The following is an 18777-nucleotide window of genomic DNA, read 5'->3' as shown; positions in this document are numbered from 1 at the left end:
AGGCTGGTCAGGACGATAACGGTAATGGCAAGCCTGCAGGCGAGTCCGACTCCAAGACCACCGTCGAGGGCGCTGACAACGCTAACGAGGTCAAGCCGAACGGTGAAGAGCAGTCCACTGGTGTGAAGGTCACCAACCCAGGTGACGATACGAAGGTGTCTGCCGTTGATGAGGACGGTAATAAGGTTGACGCTCGCATCGTTGATGATGAGCTGGTTGTTACCCCGCCGACGGACGTTGATGGTCCGATTACGGTGACCGTTGATGATCCGGATTTCGATAAGCCGGTTACGGTTGAAGTTCCGGTTGAGGGTCACAAGGCTGGTCAGGACGACAACAGCAAGACGACCACCGCGAACACGGTGGATCCTTCCTACGGCGATTCTGCAACGTCTGTGAAGCCTGGTGAGTCTGCTACTACGAACAACCCGTTCGGTGAGCAGGGCGCTCCGGAGGGCACCACCGTTACAGTCAACGAGCCGACCGACGCTACCGGCTGGAAGTTCACGGGTGATAAGAATGGTGCTGTCACTGCGCAGGCTCCGAGCAACGAGGAGCTGGCAAAGCAGTTCGCTGAGCTGGGTGAGAAGGACTGGAGCAAGGTCGTAGAGGCCCTGACCCCGGTTGCTGAGCCGAGTGTTGACGTCGACTTCGAGTACGCGGACGGTTCCAAGGACACCGCGGATGCGAAGTTCCAGGTTGTCGGCCAGGATGGCAAGTCCATCCTGGATCCGGAAGGCGACGCTGACGGTGATGGTGTGTCGAACAAGGAAGAGTCCGAGAAGGGCTCCAACCCGTTCGATAAGAACAGCAAGCCGCAGGACGGCAAGCCTGCACCGAACCCGCAGGGTCCGGCTGATACGGGCAAGTGCATCGCTTCCGCGGTTGGCTTCGGTCTCCCGCTGCTGGCACTGATCCCGATCGGCCTGGCTACCCAGCTGACCATCCCGGGCTTGACGGACTTCGTCGAGAACGTGGCCATGGACATCGAGCGTGCAAACGCTCAGATCCAGCAGAACCTGGGCATGTTCAACCCGCAGACTGCACAGGCACTGTCCCAGATGAACGCACAGCTGCGTAAGGCAGGCTTCGACCTGGCTACCGTCGGTGCTGGTCTCGCAGTGATCGCCGCTGGCATCCTGGCTGGCACGATCATCTACGACAACTGCGCACCTGGTGACGCGAAGAGCTCGGTCAAGGTTGATTCCCTGAAGGGTTCTTCCGGTAACACCTGGACCTCCTCCAAGAAGGACGAGAAGTAAGTCAAGCTTGAACGCAGCACATAGGAGCTAAGTTAGGCACACACCGGCCCGGCACTCCCTACCACGGGGGTGCCGGGCCGGACGTATATTCTTCAAGCAATTGGTGTGATCTATGCTGAATGGCACAGGCCAGCAGAGCACATTGGGGCGTTGCACGTCGCGATTCGTCGGTACACTGGTCACTGTTTATGGCAACTCGAACCAGGCCGCAGATACGCCTGGACACGAAAGGTGGACTCATGGCGAATAGCCGCTCACTGCTTATCACCGCAGCCAAGTGCACGCTCGATGACGTTGACGTTGCAGCACTCGCAGACGCACTTGGTGTCCGCGCCGCCCGCGTCGAGGGCCAGACCCTGGCCGAGGCGTACGGCCAGGAGCTACTCGCGCAAGGCGACGCGCTCATCTTGGGCAGCGGCGACTACACCTTCGATGCGGAGGTCGCCGCCGCGTACGGCGTGCCTGTCGTGCTGGTGACCCCCACGCCGGAGAATACCGGGCACGAGGAGGAGGTGTTTGGGCAGAAAGGGGCGGTGCTCGCGGGCGTCGTGAAGCAAGGGGCCCTTGATGCGGCAGCGCTGCAGGTTGAGGTCGAGGCCGAGCCCGTCATGAGCGCCGAGGTCTTTGAATCCTGGCTGATCGGGCGTGCGAAGGAGAACCAGGCGCACATCGTGCTGCCGGAGGGCGAGGACGACCGTATCCTGCAGGCGGCGCACCAGCTGCTGGCCAAGGACGTGGCCAAGCTGACCATCCTGGGCGACGTCGATGACATTGCTCGCCGTGCGGAGGCGCAGGGGCTGGATCTGTCCAAGGCGCAGGTGATTGACCACACGAAGTCTGAGCTGCTGGAAGAGTTCGCCGCCGAGTTTGCGGAGCTGCGCAAGAAGAAGGGCATCACGCTCGAGCAGGCGCGCGAGACCATGCAGGACATCTCCTACTTCGCCACCATGATGGTGCACAAGGGCCTGGCAGACGGCATGGTCTCCGGTGCGGCGCACACCACCGCGCACACGATTAAGCCGTCGTTCCAGATCATTAAGACGGCTCCGGGTGCGTCCGTGGTCTCGTCGATCTTCCTCATGGTCATGCGCGGCCGCCTCTGGGCTTTCGGCGACTGTGCGGTGAACCCGAACCCGACCGCTGAGCAGCTCGGCGAGATCGCTGTGGTCTCGGCGGAGACCGCCTCCCAGTTCGGCATTGACCCGAAGGTCGCACTGCTGTCCTACTCCACCGGTGCCTCCGGTGCGGGCCCGGACGTGGATCGTGCCGTCGCAGCGCTGGAGGCCGCGAAGGCCGCGAACCCGGGGCTGGCTGTCGACGGACCGCTGCAGTTCGACGCGGCGTGTGATCCCGGTGTGGCGAAGAAGAAGGCACCGGATTCCCCGGTCGCAGGCCAGGCCAACGTGTTTATCTTCCCTGACCTGGAGGCCGGCAACGCGGGCTACAAGATCGCGCAGCGCACCGGTGGTGCGCTCGCCGTTGGTCCGGTGCTGCAGGGTCTGAACAAGCCAGTCAATGACCTGTCTCGTGGCGCGACTGTGCCGGACATTGTCAATACCGTCGCAATCACCGCTATTCAGGCAGGAGCAAAGTAAATGGCATACGCACTGGTTATTAACTCCGGTTCATCCTCCATCAAGTTCCAGATCGTCGATCCGGCGTCTAGCGCTTCAGAAGACCCCTTCGTCTCCGGGCTGGTGGAGCAGATTGGTGAGCAGCAAGGCCGCATTACCATCAAGCACAACGGCCAGAAGTACGTCGTGCAGCGCTCCATCCCGGACCACAAGGTTGGGCTGGAGGAGAGCTTCAGCATTCTGGAGAGCAAGGGGATTGGCCCCACCCAGATCGAGATCAGCGCGGTTGGGCACCGCGTGGTGCACGGCGGCATGGTCTTCTCTGAGCCCGAGCTCATCCTGGACCCGGTCGTGGAGATGATCCGCGATTTGATCCCGCTCGCGCCGCTGCACAACCCGGCCAACATCGACGGCATCGAGGTCGCCCGCGAGCTTTTGCCGAACATCCCGCACGTGGCCGTGTTTGATACGGGCTTCTTCCGCCACCTGCCGCCGGCCGCCGCGTTGTATGCCATTAACGCTGAGGTGGCAGAGAAGAACCAGATCCGCCGCTACGGCTTCCACGGCACCTCGCATGAGTTCGTCTCCTCTCAGGTGCCGGCGCTCATCGATCGCGATCCGCTGCACACCCGCCAGATCGTGCTGCACCTGGGCAACGGCGCGTCCTGCTCCGCCGTGGAGAACGGCCACGCCATCGATACGTCGATGGGCTTGACCCCGCTCGCCGGTCTGGTGATGGGTACGCGCTCCGGTGACATCGACCCCGGCATCATCTTCCACCTGGTGCGGCAGGGCGGGATGACTATCGACGAGATCGACAACCTGCTCAACCGCCAGTCCGGTGTGAAGGGCCTATCTGGTGTGAACGACTTCCGTGAGCTGCGCGCGATGATCGAAGAGGAAGACGGGGACGCTTGGCTGGCGTACAACGTCTACATCAACCAGCTGCGCCGCTTCATCGGTGCGTACATGATTGCGCTCGGGCGCGTGGATGCCATCACGTTCACCGCGGGCGTAGGCGAAAACGACCAGCAGGTCCGCCTTGATGCGCTGGACAACATGGAGATGTACGGCGTTAAGGTTGACCCGGAGCGAAACGCGCAGCCGAACGACGGCCCGCGAATTATTTCCACCGATGATTCCAAGGTGAAGGTCCTCGTCGTGCCGACGAACGAGGAGCTGGCAATCGCGCAAAAGGCCAGCAGGATCGCGCAACAGATGGAGTAGTGGCCTCGTCTCATGTTGGCTCGGGTGTGATCTGCTACGCACATGCCCGAGTCAACATTGCGTTTTGATTACCTGTCGGTAAAATAAGTAGCACATGGGCAAATCCTTGTAGATGCATAAACGCTTGAGGTGTGCCCATACCTAACCCGCGCGCGGCAAAACCTCGTGCGCGGTGGACAAAGGAGGGCCACGAATGGGCAGCACTGGAAAGCGGACCACCGCGCGTCGCGGGATCACGCTCGCCGCGTTCGCAATGGGAGCGACACTGATTGTGACGGGGGTGCAACCTCTCGCCGCCCCGCACGCACTTCCCGCTGCAGAAGCCGCCCCGGCGCGCACGGACGCAGAACGCACCAGCATTAGCTGGGACACCCTGCAGCCTCGCTTCGGCGACAACGCATCCGCGGCACCCTCCGTGCGTAAGTCCGGCCTTATTGGCAGCGTCGGCACGCCGCAGGAGTGGGCGCTGGCCGAGGACTTCACCGTCCCGGAAGGCTGGGAAGTCACGCTCCAGGAAGACGGCAGCCTTGACGTCGCCCCGCCGTCGCCCTTCACCGCGGAGATGGTTGACGAGTTCGACGTACCGGTGACCGTGAGCTTTGCCGACGGGTCGGTCGGCGAGTTTTCCGCACACGTGGAGCTCGCCAACGAGCCTTACCTCATCGCCCCGGGCGACAAAACCTACTGGTCGGGCCGCCTTATCCTTCCGCTATACCTGCGCGCCGTGCACGTGCCCTTCGGCGCGAAGCTTGAGATCGACGGCCTGCCCGACGGGCTGTGGACCACCGTCCAGGCCCCGGGCCTGAAGCGCAGCGTCTACTACTACGTCAATGGGCGCCCGCAGGGGACCGGCGAGTACCCGGTGACGCTGCGCGTGGTCGACCGGCAGGGCAATCCCGTCTCCAATGGTGCAGGTCCGCTCGAGACCTCGTTCGCCATCACCTTCCGCGACCCGGCCGAGTTGGAGCCGCAGGAGGCACAGCTTGTCGACGTGCCGTCCACGCCGCTTGTCGCCGGCGAAGAGGTGCGCATCCCGGTGGCGTCGGAAAGCGCGGCTTCTGTGGAAGTCAGCGGCCTGCCCGAGGGCTTGGACTTCGACGGCGAGGGGGGCGTAATCGCCGGGACCCCGGCGGCCGCTGGCACCTCGCACGTGACCGTCGATGTGATTACAGAAGACGGCGAGCGCCTCGTCGACAACTTCGACCTCGTGGTCGAGGGCGAACCGGCTGAGTCTAGCGAGCCGACGGAGCCTCCTGCGCCGTCGGAGCCTCCCGCCTCCAGCACGGAAACGCCGGCACCGTCGACCACGACGCCCGCCAGCTCGACTGCACCGACGACCCCGCCGGCACCGTCGACCCAGCCAGCACCGTCGACCCCGGCGAAGTCGCCGGTGGAACCCATCGACCCCGATGACCCGATCGAGCTGGACCAGTTCGCCTGGGATGAGCTCGAGATCGCCGCTGGCGCCGAGGACGCCTTCGAGCCTGTGCGCGCGGAATCCGGGGTCGTTGTTTACGCCACCAAGGGCGCGCCCGAGTGGGTCACCGTCTTCCGCGGCGGCCAGGTCTACGCCCAGCCGCCTGTAGGTACGAAGCCTGGTGTGTACGAAGTGCCGGTTGCCACGTCGAACGGCGAAGACGACGTGATCCGTATCCGCGTGGTTGAGGCCGCCAACGACGAGCAGCGCTACACCCCGACCTACACGGTGGCTTACGCACGCGCGGGTGGCAAGGCAACGTCGATGCCGCCGCGTGCCTCCTTCACCGTGAACAACGCTGCTTTTGACAACCAGCCGTTGCCCGCGGGCACGCGCTTTGAGGTCGAGGGCGAAGACGTGAGCGTCGATGAGTACGGCGCGGTCACCTACACTCCGCCGCTGGATGCGCCGGTGGGAGAGCCGAAGCACGTGCAGGTCAACGTGATCTACCCGGATGGCTCGAGTGAGCGCACCGTCGCCCACTTCGAGGTGCTCAAGGCCCGTAACGCGGAGCAGTACACCCCGGCATACGCGGAGAAGCTCGCCAGTGTTGGCGAAACCGTCACCGTCCGCCAAACCGTCGCTGACCTGCCGGAAGGCACGGAGTTCAGCTTGGACCCGGACGCAACGCTGCGTGGCTGGGACGTGCGCGTCGATCGCAGCACCGGCGACGTGCAAGCGACCGCGCCGCAGGACGCAGCACCGCTGAATATCACGGTGCTTGCCACCTACGCCGACGGCTCGGAGGCCGAAGTGCCGCTGAGCATCGGCGTGCGCGAGCAGGCCTCGATGGCGCAGGAATCCGATCTGCGTTACGAGGATGCTTACGCCGACGAGCAAGGCAACGTCTCCATAAAGCCGAGCGGTAGCGTGCCGGAGGGCATGGAGTTCGCCGCCTCCGGGGCGAACCCGATGCCGGTGGACGTGGACCAGCACACCGGCGAAATTACGGCCCGCCTTCCCGAGGAAGCAGCCCCAGGCGCGTCCTTTACCGTTGGCGTGCGTGCCGAGTTCCCGGACGGGTCGGAGACGTCGCTGGATGCGGTGCTTTCCACCGACTCTGAAGCCCGCCGCGCAGACATCACCTGGGAGCCCTTCGTGGTGCCCACAGGCGAGGTCGCGGTCTCTGCGAAGGCCAACGGCGTGCCGGAGGGCACCACGTTTGCCCTCGCCTCTACGCACGCAGGCGTGCCCTGGCCCGCCACTGTCGACGAGACCACCGGCGAGCTGACCGTCTCCGCTCCCACGGGTGCAGATCCTGGCGACGCTACCAACGTCCTGGTCAAGGCGACGTTCAGCGACGGGTCTTGGCGCCTGCTGTCCACGCCGGCAACGGTGGTCGCTGCAATGTCTGGCGCGGTGCCGAGCGACTTCGGCACAGCCCACGTCCGGCCGGGCCAGACGGCCACAATCTCGCCCGAGTTCGCCGCCACGGCGTTCTCCCTGGTCGAGCCCGTACCTGGTCTGCGCACGCAGATCGACGAAGCGACCGGGCAGTTGACAGTTGAGGCTATCGACGGCGCCGAGCCGTGCGAGCGCAACGTGAAGGTACGCGTCACGTTCGCAGACAACACCGAAGCAGTCACGAACGCAACGGTCACGGTGCTGCCGCCCGCTGGCGTCGAGGGTTCCGATGACGGCAGCTTGCCGACGCCCGCGCAGCCACCGGCTACCAACGGGTCGTCGTCAGACGCTGCGTTCGCCGCACGCCTGGTTGCGCTTGCCCTTGGCATCATTGCCACGGCAGGCGGCCTCGGCTTCGGGTTGTACCAGAACCGGGAGTTCTTCCGCACGTTCCTGGTAGTTCCGCTGAGTTAACCTTGTCGTAAACGTTGTCTACCAACCGATATTTCCGTACCGAACGCCGAAAGGGGATGAGCATGCGTCTACGCACACTGCCGGCTGTTCTTGTCGCAACCGCCCTCGGCGCAGCCTGCGTTAGCGGCCCAGGGACGGGCGTAGCAGACGCAGCGATTACGCCACGGAGTTTCTCCGTGGAGGTCACTACCGAAGCAGAGTCCGGTCTCCATACCGTGGACGTGAGCAAGGGCCGAGTGTCCTGGCTGTACTTCAACCACTCCAACACGGCAGTGAGCCTGCTGCAGAACCCGCTGTACATGGATGCTGCCGCTGACGGCGTGCCGGTGACGTATGCCGCCGACGAAACTGAGGTCGCTGAGTCTTCTGAGGGAGGGGTCGATACCGTCACCCTGACCCACGTCGACGACTACGCGCAGGTGGAAATGGTGCGCACCTTCCGCATCACGGGCGACACGGTGGACGTCGATGTGCAGCTGCGCAACCTAAGCGAAGAGGACCGCGAGCTGTCGCTTACGCTCGCGCACGGCACGCTCGGTACGAGCAACCAGGTGCGCGCCACCCGCGAAGGCGATGCGCTGGATGTGCGGGTAGGCGAGGACTACAAACTCAAGACTGAATTCCCGTCTGCCGTGAGCATCGGCGCGGGCCAGGACCGCGACGCCGCACTGGACGACGCAGCCCACGGCGAGTGGAAGGACGCGGAGGAGAAGAACGCCCGCTTCCAGGTCGGCGAGTACGCCAGCACCACCGCGCCGGGCGACACCTTCCACGTGCAGATGAAACTCAGCGTTGAGATGGCGGAAGGACTCGCCGACTCCGACGGCGACGGGTTCCCGGACCGCTGGGAGCTCGAGGGCTTCACCACTTCCGACGGCACCGAGTTCCCCCTGAACGCCTGGGGCGCGGACCCACAGAAGCCGGACCTGTTCTTGCAGCTCAACTGGATGAAGTCGGAGTGGGAGACCCTTGGTTGCGCGGCCCGGACGCACTACGCGCCGACCCCGGCCGACTTCGCCGCGTTCACCGCCTGCTCGCGCGCAAACACGAATACGTACCGCCCTTCCCGCGAGAGCCTGAACCAACTGGTCAAGGTGTTTGATCGCCGGGGCATCCGCCTGCATATCGACGCCGGCGAGTACTACACCAACATCCCCGGCTACACCAACCACCACGGTGGGCCCACCGAGGACTACGAGAAGTACTACTTCGGCGGCGGCTCGAAGCCGAGCCAGTTCCCCGGCGTCAAGCTGATGCAGGAGCGCGACCGCCTGCTGGGCCCTCGCGCCGACGTCTTCCGCGTCGGCATCATCGGCGGGCAGCAGTCGCCGAGCAACTACTCCTCGGGCACCGGGCTGGTGCGCGACGGCGCGTTCTACGTGGCGAAGAACGACTTCATGACTTCGCAGGAACAGCTGCGCAACACGATTCTGCACGAGTACGGCCACAACCTGGGCCTGACGCACTCGGGCGGGTACCACCTGCAGCGCCCGGACTCGGACTACGTGCCGAACTACCGCTCCGTGATGAACTACCTCTACCAGTTCGCGCACTTCGACTACTCGGATACACAGTCGCGGCCGGACGCGAACACGCCACTGCCGCGTGCTTGCACTGACGGCAGCGTGCGTTGCTACACCGGCGACTACGACATTGCGCCCGACTGGGACCACGTAGAGATGGTCAACGGCCGTGTCGGCTCGGCCCAAGGCATGGCCGGCACCAGCACCCCGGACGGCAACAACGGCTCCGGCCAGGACGGCCAGGAGGGCTCGCGGCCTGACTACGAGGACGTGGAAACCACCCACCAGAGCGACGTCACCGTCCGCGACCTGGAGAAGAACGCCGCCCAGTACAACGACGGCAAGGCCGGGTTCCGCGTGCGGAAGAACCCGTACAACCCGAACGTGATCGTGGCGAACCGCTCGGACTCCACCGTTGCAGTCGAGGTGACGAACCTGGGCCATCGCCCGCACAACTACACGGTCGAAGCCAGCTACCCGGGCGGCAAGTGGTCCGAGACTGTCGAGGTCGCCTCCGCGCTATCGAACTCCTCCAAGAAAGCGCTGAGCGTCCCGATCGCCAACACCACGGGCTACGACAAGGCAACCATGCCGATCCAGTTCCGCGTCTACAACGAGTCCGGCCGCCTCGTCGCCGACGAGACGCAGGAATTCTCGGTGCTCACCTACACCAAGGCCGATATGCAAAAGCTTATCGACGAGCTCACGCGCACCAATTCCCCCCTCCTCGCCGAAGCGAAGAGCGCCTTCGGCACGCCCGACCCGGGACTGCGCGGCGCGTCCGTGACCTCGCCGATCACCACCCGCCCGAACGCCACGTTGACCACGCCCACCCGCAAGCCGGGCGTGACCGACCTCGGGCCGGCGGCCCCTACCAAGCCCACCGAGCCGACCGAGCCCACCGCAACGCCGACCCCGACGACGACCGCGAAGACGGCGCCGGATTCCGCCCCGGCTGCAGCGCAAGGGTCGAGCACCGCCGGTATCGCCATCGGCGTGATCCTGGGCCTGCTCACCGTCCTGGGCATTGGCGTCGGCGTCGCCGCGCAGGCTGGCCTGTTCTAGCCCGCCTTGCGGCGCCGCGCGGTGTAGTACCATATACGGTACTATGCCTGTGTGGGGTCCGGAATTGAAGACATCGTTGCAAGAATGAGGAGATCAACGAAAAACATTCGTTACTCCGACTTGGAGAAGGTGTGCGACCACTACTTTGAAAGTCGGCAATCGAAGAAAACCTCACACAAGACGTATAAAACACCATGGCCTGGCGATCCACGGGTCAACATTCAAAACGCCAAAGGGCAAGCAAAGCCATACCAGGTGAGCCAGGTCCTACAGGCAATCGACCGTTTACACCGAGAAGCATCGACTCAAGAAGGAAGCGAGGAGTAGCTGACATGGAAATCGACAAATACACATTCCAGGTGAGCTGGTCAGAGACTGATCAGGAATATGTGGCGACCGTAGCGGAGTTCCCCTCGCTCTCTTGGCTGGATCCTGACCGCAGCAAGGCCGAAGCGGGACTCTTTGACCTGGTCGCGGAGGTGGTTGCGGATATGCAGTCCGCCGGTGAACCGATTCCGGAGCCCCTTGGGGTCCGGGAGTACTCGGGAAAATTCAACGTACGTACTTCGCCGTCGCTGCACCGTCGATTGGTCATCGCCGCGAAATCGGAGGGGATCTCGCTCAACGCGCTGATCAATCAAAAGCTCGCGGCACTTTAACCCGCTCGGCGGCGCCAGTCCTCGCCGAAATCTGGGCGGGCGTGGGTGGCGGAGGTGAGCGGGGCGTCGAGAAGCGAAGCATGCTCCTGTAGCTCGCAGATGCGGCGCACGACGCGCTCCTCCTCGCGCAATAACTCGCGCGGCGTGATGCGCACGACCGCGTAGCCCTGCAGCCGAATCCAGTTCTCGCGCTCCAGCTGCTCGAGTGCCGCCGCCTGCCCGTCGTCGGCGAACTTCGCGTCGCCGTCAACCTCGATGACCAGCTGGCCCCACATGAGATCTGGCCGCGCGTACGGGCCGATCCACATCTGCTCCGCCGCCTCGATGCCACGCTCGCGGAGCACGACGCGCAGCAGGGACTCGTACGGCGACTCGGACTTCGTCGAACACCAGGCGAGCGCCTTGCGGGCGTGGGCGATGCCGCGTTTGCCCGCGAGCCTGGTCACTGCGTCTGTCAGCTCGGCGCGGATGCGCTCGTGCTCGTATGGCTGCGCCTGGTAGAACAGGGAATCCATCGCCACGACGCCGTGGCGGACCCCGTAGAGACGGGCGATGTCGACCGCCGTGCGCGCCGGTGTCGTCGTGTGGATGGTGTCGCCGACGCTCGAGGTGAAGGTGTAGTAGTCGGTGGCAGGGACGTTCATCCGACGGAACTCGACGCCATTCGGCCAGCGGTCCTTACCGGGTGCTGCCTGCCGCTGGTACGACACCGTCACCGTGGCGTTCCTCATCGGCAGCGTCCAAATGCCGTGCATATGAGCAGCAGACCGGCCTATGAGCACCGCTGATCGCGATGCTGCTCCCACCGCATATGCGCGCAGGAACTCCTGCTCGTAGGGTTTCAACTGTTCCCAGGTGGAAGTGGCGACAAATTTGGTCGCTGATAACTTCCGGCACGGAACCTCGTCGGCGTTACCTGGCCGAATAAGGTGCGCGATGAGTGCATTCCTGTCCATGTGATCCCCCGATGCTTGTGCGCGATCCCCCGATCGCGGCTTGCGGTCAGTCTATCGCCCTTGGGGGTGTGAGGCTAGGCGGGACGGGGCCTCCTCGCTACGTGACGAACACGGGTTGACGAACAAGTCCACGCCAAAAAATCGACTTGTTCGTCAAGGGGTGTTCGTCATTTGCGGGTCAACGGGGAAAACGGCAGGCCACCCGGAACCCCACCAACCCCCGTCAGAACCACGTCGCGGGCCGCACCTTGTTCGCCATGTCCACGAGCGCGAAACGGTGCTGCGCGTACGGCGCGACGCGCGCCTGTTCCCGCAGCGTGATGGCCAGGCCGCGGCGGAGTCCGCGGAGGCTGAAGGTGTATTCGAAGAGCGGCATGGTGGAGTCGGCGCGCTGCATGCCGTTGGCGCGCAGGTAGGTCAGGGCGGCGCGCAGGACGAACACCTTGATCTGGAGGAAGCGGGGTTCTGTGTTGGGGATCTGGTCGAGGCGGCGGGCGGCGCGTCGGATGCGGGATTCGGTGAGGTCGCCGGAGACGAGGCAGAGGATGGAGGTGAGCTGGGCCATCCGGTAGTGGCGTGAGGAGTTGGGGACTTTGTCCAGGGCGGCGATGGCGAGTTCGACTTCGCCTTCGTTCATGAGTTGGCGGGCGAGTCCGAAAGCGGAGGAGACGGTGGTGGGGTTGGTGACCCAGACCAGGGAGTACAGGCGCATGGAGTGGAAGCGCAGCATGGCGGGGTCATCGGTGACCAGGTCCCAGTTCTCGGACATGAGGCCGCGGTCGTGGAGGTCTTCGAAGACGGCGTTGTCCACGTCGTCGAGTTTGGTGCGGAGTCCGGCGGAGGCGCGTGCGAGGGCGTCGTTAAGCAGTTGCTCCTCGTGGAGGCCGGCTTGCTGGAGCAGAAGCTCGTCGACGGCGGCGATGGCGAGCTTGGGGGCGGACTCGCCGGGAAGGAAGCTTAGGACGCGGGCGAAGTCGCGTTGGGCTTCGTGGAAGTCGCCGAGCAGGGTGTTGACCACGCCGAAGTACCAGTAGAAGCGCCAGTTGCCGTCGAGGCGTTGGTGCATGCTGGCGAGCCAGGTTTGCGCTTGCTCGGTGAGCCCGAGGTCGAGCATGGAGCGCACCACGCCGAAGGGGATTTCTAGCGACTGTTGGTATTGGTCGGACTGCATGGCTTGGCGCAGCGTCTCCAGCGTTTCCTGCGGTTCGGAGTAGGAGGAGCCTTGGAGCATGCCGGCGCCGACGTCGTCGCGGTTGATCAGCGGGGTGGGCAGTGCTGAGACGACTTCCTGCGGGGTGATTTCGACGGTGCGCGTGATGCCGTCGATAAGCTGATCGGTGCGGAAGACCAGGTGTTTCGTGCCGAAGGTCGTGCGCTGCGGGGAGAATTGGGACTGCTGGGCGGGGAAGGTGCGGCCGTCGCGAATCGCGAGCACCTCGCGCAGCACGCCGAGCAGCTGCGCCTGCAGGTCCTGCACCGAGCTGTAGCGGTGCGCGGCGACGGGGTCGCAGCAGCGGGCGATGACGCGGTAGAGCGAGATGTAGCGGCGGAACAGCGGTTCCTGGGTGGGCGTGGGGATGCCGTGCTGGTACACGCCGTCTTTCTGCGGCAGGTCGATGACCAGCGCGGCGAGGGTGCGGCCGATGGTGTAGATGTCCGAGTGGATCGTGGGGCCCTCCGTACCGACCTCGGGCGCCTGGAAGCCGCGCGTGCCGTAGATGTAGCCGAAGGCACCGATACCGGAGACCGCGCCCAGGTCGATGAGCTTGACCTGGTCCTCGGTCACAATGATGTTGTCGGGCTTGAGGTCGTTGTACACCACGCCGCGCGAGTGCAGGTAGCCAAGCGCGGGCAGGATCTCCAGGATGTAGCCGATCGCCACGTCCGGCGGCAGCGTGTGGTCGGGCTGGGCGTTGCGCTGGGCTCTTAGCGACGGCCCGCCCACGTACTCCATCACAATGAACCCGCTGGGCACACGGGGATCGTCGATGAAGTTGAAAATCTTCACGATGCCGGGGTGCGTAATGTCCGCCAGGAACTCGCGCTCCGCGGCGGCGGCTTCGGCCTCGTCCGGGTTCTCCTGCGAGTGCAGGCCCTTGAGCACGACGACGCGTTCGGAGACGTTGTGGTCTTCCGCGAGGTAGATCCAGCCGAGTCCGCCGTGGGCGATCACGCCGAGGATCTCGTACTGGCCGGCGACGATATCGCCCGGGTGCAGCGTGGGCGCCGGAATGCCCTTCTCCACCTCGGCGGGGCGGGGGTCTTTGAGCGCCGTGCGGGGTTGGGTGGGTTCTACCCAGGGCAGCTCGACCATGCCGTCGGCCACCATGCGGTTTTCGCGCCGGGTCCCGCGCAGTTCGCGGAAGGTGTCCAGGGCCTGCCTGCGGGAGCGCGAGGAGGTGTCCTCCTTGACGGAGCCGCGGCGCAGGTCGTCGAGGTCTTTGAGCAGGCCCGCCATCTCGCCGAGCTCGGAGAAATCTGTACCGTCTGAATCTTCGTCCGCGAACGGGTCGAAGGGCACGGCTTCGGTGCCCGGCTCATCGTCCGCGAAGGGGTCGTACGGGACGGCCTCGGTGGCGGGACCGGTGGTGTCGTCGCGCTTGGTGGGTTCGGTCACTGCTCCTCCTCGCGGTACATCAAGGGCGGCGGGGTCGGTTCGGCGAGCGAGTCGCCGAGCCACTGCTGGTGCATGCGGGTCCACGTGCCGTCGCTGCGGATGCGCTCGATGGTGCTGTTGACGGCGCGGACTAGGTCGTCGTGGCCTTTGGGGATACCGACGGCGTAGAGCTGGCGGGCGAGCGAGTCGGGCAGGATTTCGGCGTGGGGGTCTTGGGCGGTCATGCCGGCGAGGATGGCGTCGTCGGCAAGCACAGCATCGGCCTGGTACTGCTGGGTGGCCATGAGGCAGTCGGACCAGGAGCGGGTGCGCAGCACCTCGGATTCGGGCGCGACGGTGCGCGTGAGGTTGAGCAGGTTGGTGCCGTCGACGATGCATACGCGCTTGCCCGCCAGCTGCTCGATGGTGTGGATGCCGCGGTCGCGTGGGGTGAGCACGCGCACGTACGAGATCATGTACGGGGTGGAGAAGGCGACCTGCTGGGTGCGCTCCTTGGTAATCGACATGGTACGGATCACCACGTCCACCGCGCCCGACTGCAGCATTTCGGAGCGGGAGGCAGACTCCACGAAGCGGAAGTCCACCTTGTTCGGGTCGCCGAGGATGTCCTCGGCGATCTCGCGCGCGAGGTCCACCTCGAAGCCGCGCAGGTCGCCCGCGGCGGTGTCGCGGTAGGACAGCAGGTACTGCGACTGGTCAATGCCCACGAGCAGGCGGCCGCGCTCGCGGATCTTGTGCAGCGCCCCGCCGATCCCGTCCTCTTCCTCCAGGGGCGCGAGTGAGCCGGGCCAGTCGAAGTCCGCGCTGGAGAACTCGCCCGCGGGCGGGACGCCGGCCGGATCCACGATCGCGCCGGGCGGCAGCGGCAGGCCCTCGTAGGTCAACGGCGGGTCCTCCGGCGGCGTGGGTGGGGCACTTGGTGCGCACCCTGCGCAGCCCGCGAGCAGCAGTGCACTTCCCAGAACCATGGCTACGTTTTTCATCACAGATACTCCGCAATCCGGTGACGAATTCCAATCCAAATGCACAGCACCGCCAGCAGCGACAGCAGCGCCACCGCGCCCGAGACCAGCCGGGTCGCGTCGAGCGAGGCCGTGATGTACTCGCGGGTGGACACGCGCGAGATGGCGATGAGCTCCTGCAGGTTTGCGTCCAGCTGCCGGTAGGCGGTCGCGCCGACCTCGCCAGCAACCGAATCGGCACCCTCATCCCCTGGCTCCTGCCCGGTCAGCAGCACGACGGCCTCCTGGTACTGACCGTTATCAATCGCGGACAGCAGCGCGGTGTGGTTGTCCCGCCACTCGGCGAGCGCGACGTGCGCGGAGGTGATCAGCTGCTCGGTCTCGCGAGAGGCCTCGCTGCCGTGGCGCTCCGAGTGCTCCGCGAGCACCACGTTGGTCGCCTGCAGGGCGTCGACGATCTTCTCGTGTGTGGCGTCGAAGGAGCGCGAGGACTGGGCAACCGACTGGCGGCGCAGCAGGGCGAAGGTTTCGTCGGTGCGGGCCTCCTGGGCGTCGATGCGGGCGTCGGTAAGCTGCTCCCAGGGCTCGGCGGCGCGCGCGAAGCCGACGAAGCCGGACTGCCACAGCTGCAGGTTGGACACGCTCACCCACAGCACCGCGACCAGCATGGACGCGGTTGCAACGAGGAAGCCCTTGTTCAGGCGGCGGCGGAAGGTGCGCCAGAGCCACCACTGGGCGGCGATGAGGAAGATCAGGGCGGCGAACAGCCCGGACAGCGGCACGAATTGGGGCGCGGACAGGCGGGCCATCTCGCGGGCGACTTGGCGTTGGGTCAGGGTGTAGAGGCGGTCGGCGTCGTCAAGCATCTGCTCCCTCATGATGCCCGAGGCCTCCGACATGTACGCCACACCGACGGGGTTGCCCATGCGCTGGTTGACCAGGGCCCGCTCCATCAGCGCCGAATAGACGGGGATGTGGCGCTGGATGGAGGAGACCAGGTCGATGATCTCCTCGCTGTCCTGCGCGTCATCGGCTTCGACGGCGCCGCGGTAGACGTCGTTGGACGCGGTCACGGCCCGGTCCAGCGAAGCCAGGTAGAGCGCCCGCTCCTCCTTGGTCAGCATGCCGGGCTGCACGAAACCGGTGGTCGCCACGGTGTCGGCCTGCGACAGGGAGGTAAACAGCAGGTGCGCGGAGTTACTCATCGGCTCGGTCGCGGTGACCAGCGTGTCCAGCGAGTCCTGCCGCTTCGCCATCGAGGAACTCATCGCCATACCGGCGGCGAGCAGCGCGAGCGTGAGCACTAGCATCACGGCGACGAGCTTGCCCGGGGTGGTGGCCACGAAACTTGCGCCGCGCCGGGCCAAGCGCGCGGGCCCGGTGACGTAGTCGCGGATGACCATGCGGAACGTGCGGCGGGTTGGGGTGCGCTCTAACTCGTCCAACCACGCGTCGTCGGGCGTCGGCGCGGGGCCTCGCTGCACGTTCTGGGACATTCTCCAAGAATAACGTGTCTCGCTACAGTGGGTGGCATGCTTGGCGACGGAAACGGATGGGTCTTCGGCCCCAACGGCGAAAAATACTGGGGAAAGTTCGGTGCCGCAGGCCTCTTCCTGCAGGCAGGGGACAAGATTCTGCTGCAGCACCGCGCCGCGTGGACGGCCCAGGGCGACACGTGGGGCATCCCCGGCGGTGCCCGCGATTCCCACGAGACCGCCACCGAGGCCGCCCTGCGCGAGACTGTGGAGGAGTGCGGCATCGACCCCGCGCACGTAGAGCCGGTCGAGGAGGTCGTGACCATGCGCGTGCCGGGCTGGAGCTACACCACTGTGCTGGCCCGCACGATCGATGGCACCCCGCTGCCGACGGTGGCGAACGAGGAGAGCGAAGAGCTTCGTTGGGTTCCGCTGGACGCTGTGTGTGAACTGCACTTGCACCCGGGGTTCGCTTCCGCGCTGGAGGGGCTCATCGGGCATACTTGTCCGCATGATTGAAGTTCAAGGACTGACCAAACACTACGGTCCGGTCCGGGCGGTCGATGACCTCACGTTCAGCGTGAAACCGGGCGTGGTCACCGGCTTCCTGGGCCCCAACGGGTCGGGCAAGTCCACCACCATGCGCATGATGCTGGGCCTGGACACTCCCACGCAGGGCACCGCGCTTATCGACGGCGCGCCCTACCGCAACCTGCCACAACCCACCCACCGCGTGGGCGCGCTTCTCGACGCCAAGGGCGTGCACCCCAACCGCACGGCCCGCAACAGCCTGCTGTGGCAGGCACAGGCCGCGGGGTTGCCCGCCAACCGCGTCGATGAGGTCCTCGGCCTCGTGGGCTTGAGCGATGTGGCCGACAAGCGGGTCGGCGGCTTCTCGCTAGGCATGGGCCAGCGCCTCGGCATCGCCGCAGCGCTGCTGGGGGACCCGGAGTACCTGATCCTGGACGAGCCGGTCAACGGCCTGGACCCGGAGGGCATCCGCTGGGTCCGTGGTCTGCTGCGAGGGCTCGCCGCCGAGGGGCGCACGGTGTTCGTCTCCTCGCACATCCTCGCCGAGATGGCGCAGACCGCCGACAATCTCGTGGTGATCGGCCGCGGCAAGCTGGTCGCCGACACCTCGGTGGCCGAGTTCATCTCGTCCAACTCCGCGGTGACGACCCTGGTGCGCACAGCGGACGAGGCAGCACTCGAGCGACTGGCCGCCGCGCTGGGTGAGACGCGCCGCGGCGTCGACGGGGCGCAGCGCCCGATGCTGGAGGTCCCCAACACGGCGAGCGACGAGGTCGGGCGCATCGCCTTCGAGGCGGGGATCCAGCTTGCCGAGCTCACCGAACGTCACGCCTCGCTCGAGGACGCGTACATGCACTCGACCGAGGGCCACGCCGAATACACCGCACCGGAGGGACGCCGTGCTTAACCAGATCAACGCCGAATGGACCAAACTGCGCACCACCCGCTCCTTCTGGGTGTCCACCATCGTGGCGCTGGTGCTGTCGCTGCTCTACGGCATCCTGGTCGGCTGGTCCTCCCAGCTCGGCGCGATGCCGTACGCTCCGCTGATGACGGTCTCGATCGTCGCACTGACCCTTTCCATCATCACGATGGTGCAGGCATCCATGACGGTCACCACCGAGTACCGCTTCGGCATGGCCAGCACCAACTTCCGCATTGTGCCGAAGCGCTGGCAGCTGGCCTGTTCCAAGGTGCTGCTGGGCGCGGCCCTTGCCTTTGTGATCGGGCTGGTGAGCATGGTGCTTGCGCTCATCGCAGGCGACCTGACCGCCAACGTGCCCGCCAACTGGGCGACGAACAACTTCACGCAGCGCGCGCTGTGGGCCGTGCCGCTGGGCCAGGCGCTCATCGTGGTGCTGACCCAGGGCGTGGGCTGGCTGGTGCGCAACACCGCCGGCACCGTGGTCATCGGGCTCGGCCTGTTGCTGGTGGCAGAGAACATCATCCGGATCCTGCCCAAGATCGGCGCAAAGGCGGCCGAGTACCTGCCTTTTGGCAACCTGATGAGCTTCATGCTTAACCAGCCGGGCGCGCACGAACTGTGGGCGTCGTTTGGCATCTTCTGCGTGTGGGCCGTCGCGCTGTGGGTCATCGGCGTGGTGGTGCTGCACAAGCGCGACGCTTAAAAG

13 protein-coding genes are annotated in these 18777 nt (G+C 65.6%); 9 read left to right on the top strand and 4 right to left on the bottom strand.

Features of this window, described 5'->3' with window-relative positions; genetic code table 11:
* From HMPREF2990_RS13015 to HMPREF2990_RS09575, 6 genes are all read left to right on the top strand, one after another.
* Nucleotides 1-1262: hypothetical protein (locus HMPREF2990_RS13015; protein WP_210399977.1), on the top strand; the 1262-nt coding region annotated here is incomplete at its 5' end.
* A gap of 239 nt (nucleotides 1263-1501) precedes the next feature.
* Nucleotides 1502-2857: a phosphate acetyltransferase gene (gene pta, locus HMPREF2990_RS09595; protein WP_070764421.1), complete on the top strand. Its 1356-nt coding sequence runs from the start codon at nucleotides 1502-1504 to the stop codon at nucleotides 2855-2857.
* Nucleotides 2858-4063, top strand: coding sequence for an acetate kinase (locus tag HMPREF2990_RS09590; protein ID WP_070764420.1), 1206 nt, complete (start codon nucleotides 2858-2860; stop codon nucleotides 4061-4063). It abuts the gene before it with no gap.
* A 193-nt stretch (nucleotides 4064-4256) separates the two neighbouring features.
* Nucleotides 4257-7358: a Rib/alpha-like domain-containing protein gene (locus tag HMPREF2990_RS09585; RefSeq protein ID WP_070764419.1), complete on the top strand. Its 3102-nt coding sequence runs from the start codon at nucleotides 4257-4259 to the stop codon at nucleotides 7356-7358.
* A 176-nt stretch (nucleotides 7359-7534) separates the two neighbouring features.
* Nucleotides 7535-9946 carry a zinc metalloprotease gene (locus tag HMPREF2990_RS09580; protein WP_070764417.1) on the top strand — a complete coding sequence of 804 codons (2412 nt, stop codon included), beginning with the start codon at nucleotides 7535-7537 and terminating at the stop codon, nucleotides 9944-9946.
* A 332-nt stretch (nucleotides 9947-10278) separates the two neighbouring features.
* Nucleotides 10279-10605, top strand: a complete 327-nt coding sequence (locus tag HMPREF2990_RS09575) for a type II toxin-antitoxin system HicB family antitoxin (protein WP_070764415.1) — start codon at nucleotides 10279-10281, stop codon at nucleotides 10603-10605.
* Here HMPREF2990_RS09575 and HMPREF2990_RS09570 read toward each other — a convergent pair.
* From HMPREF2990_RS09570 to HMPREF2990_RS09555, 4 genes are all read right to left on the bottom strand, one after another.
* Entirely contained in the window at nucleotides 10602-11360 is a 759-nt protein-coding gene (locus HMPREF2990_RS09570) for an endonuclease domain-containing protein (RefSeq protein ID WP_168167139.1), read from the bottom strand. The genes HMPREF2990_RS09575 and HMPREF2990_RS09570 overlap by 4 nt on opposite strands.
* Before the next feature lie 424 nt (nucleotides 11361-11784).
* The gene (locus HMPREF2990_RS09565) at nucleotides 11785-14178 is read right to left on the bottom strand and encodes a serine/threonine protein kinase (RefSeq protein WP_070764411.1); all 2394 of its coding nucleotides are present in this window, start codon (nucleotides 14176-14178) and stop codon (nucleotides 11785-11787) included.
* A complete protein-coding gene (locus HMPREF2990_RS13255; RefSeq protein ID WP_246817516.1) occupies nucleotides 14175-15146 on the bottom strand; it encodes a glutamate ABC transporter substrate-binding protein in 972 nt (323 codons plus the stop codon). Before HMPREF2990_RS13255 ends, HMPREF2990_RS09565 begins: the two co-directional genes overlap by 4 nt.
* Nucleotides 15147-15160: 14 nt before the next feature.
* Nucleotides 15161-16636: a hypothetical protein gene (locus HMPREF2990_RS09555; protein WP_070764407.1), complete on the bottom strand. Its 1476-nt coding sequence runs from the start codon at nucleotides 16634-16636 to the stop codon at nucleotides 15161-15163.
* A 36-nt stretch (nucleotides 16637-16672) separates the two neighbouring features.
* Between HMPREF2990_RS09555 and HMPREF2990_RS09550 the strand changes: the two genes are divergently transcribed.
* Genes HMPREF2990_RS09550 through HMPREF2990_RS09540 form a run of 3 tightly spaced genes read left to right on the top strand, consistent with a single transcriptional unit; the run spans nucleotide 16673 to nucleotide 18774 of the window.
* On the top strand, nucleotides 16673-17134 hold the full coding sequence (locus HMPREF2990_RS09550) for an NUDIX domain-containing protein (RefSeq protein WP_070764425.1): 462 nt from the start codon (nucleotides 16673-16675) through the stop codon (nucleotides 17132-17134).
* On the top strand, nucleotides 17127-18053 hold the full coding sequence (locus tag HMPREF2990_RS09545) for an ABC transporter ATP-binding protein (protein WP_070764406.1): 927 nt from the start codon (nucleotides 17127-17129) through the stop codon (nucleotides 18051-18053). Before HMPREF2990_RS09550 ends, HMPREF2990_RS09545 begins: the two co-directional genes overlap by 8 nt.
* Nucleotides 18046-18774, top strand: coding sequence for an ABC transporter permease (locus HMPREF2990_RS09540; RefSeq protein ID WP_070764404.1), 729 nt, complete (start codon nucleotides 18046-18048; stop codon nucleotides 18772-18774). Before HMPREF2990_RS09545 ends, HMPREF2990_RS09540 begins: the two co-directional genes overlap by 8 nt.
* The last annotated feature ends 3 nt before the right edge of the window (nucleotides 18775-18777 follow it).

The organism is Corynebacterium sp. HMSC071B10 (genome assembly GCF_001814825.1).
Classification (GTDB): domain Bacteria; phylum Actinomycetota; class Actinomycetes; order Mycobacteriales; family Mycobacteriaceae; genus Corynebacterium.
Note: the sequence above shows the minus strand (reverse complement) of the source record. Positions and strands in the feature narration are given on the sequence as shown.

What these genes read in the sequence shown, in the direction of transcription:
- HMPREF2990_RS09590 (WP_070764420.1), top strand. Translation starts at nt 2,858, where the DNA reads ATGGCATACGCACTGGTTATTAACTCCGGTTCATCCTCCATCAAGTTC.
- HMPREF2990_RS09545 (WP_070764406.1), top strand. Translation starts at nt 17,127, where the DNA reads ATGATTGAAGTTCAAGGACTGACCAAACACTACGGTCCGGTCCGGGCG.
- pta (WP_070764421.1), top strand. Translation starts at nt 1,502, where the DNA reads ATGGCGAATAGCCGCTCACTGCTTATCACCGCAGCCAAGTGCACGCTC.
- HMPREF2990_RS09555 (WP_070764407.1), bottom strand. Translation starts at nt 16,636, where the DNA reads ATGTCCCAGAACGTGCAGCGAGGCCCCGCGCCGACGCCCGACGACGCG.
- HMPREF2990_RS09550 (WP_070764425.1), top strand. Translation starts at nt 16,673, where the DNA reads ATGCTTGGCGACGGAAACGGATGGGTCTTCGGCCCCAACGGCGAAAAA.
- HMPREF2990_RS09575 (WP_070764415.1), top strand. Translation starts at nt 10,279, where the DNA reads ATGGAAATCGACAAATACACATTCCAGGTGAGCTGGTCAGAGACTGAT.
- HMPREF2990_RS09585 (WP_070764419.1), top strand. Translation starts at nt 4,257, where the DNA reads ATGGGCAGCACTGGAAAGCGGACCACCGCGCGTCGCGGGATCACGCTC.
- HMPREF2990_RS09570 (WP_168167139.1), bottom strand. Translation starts at nt 11,360, where the DNA reads ATGCACGGCATTTGGACGCTGCCGATGAGGAACGCCACGGTGACGGTG.
- HMPREF2990_RS13255 (WP_246817516.1), bottom strand. Translation starts at nt 15,146, where the DNA reads ATGGTTCTGGGAAGTGCACTGCTGCTCGCGGGCTGCGCAGGGTGCGCA.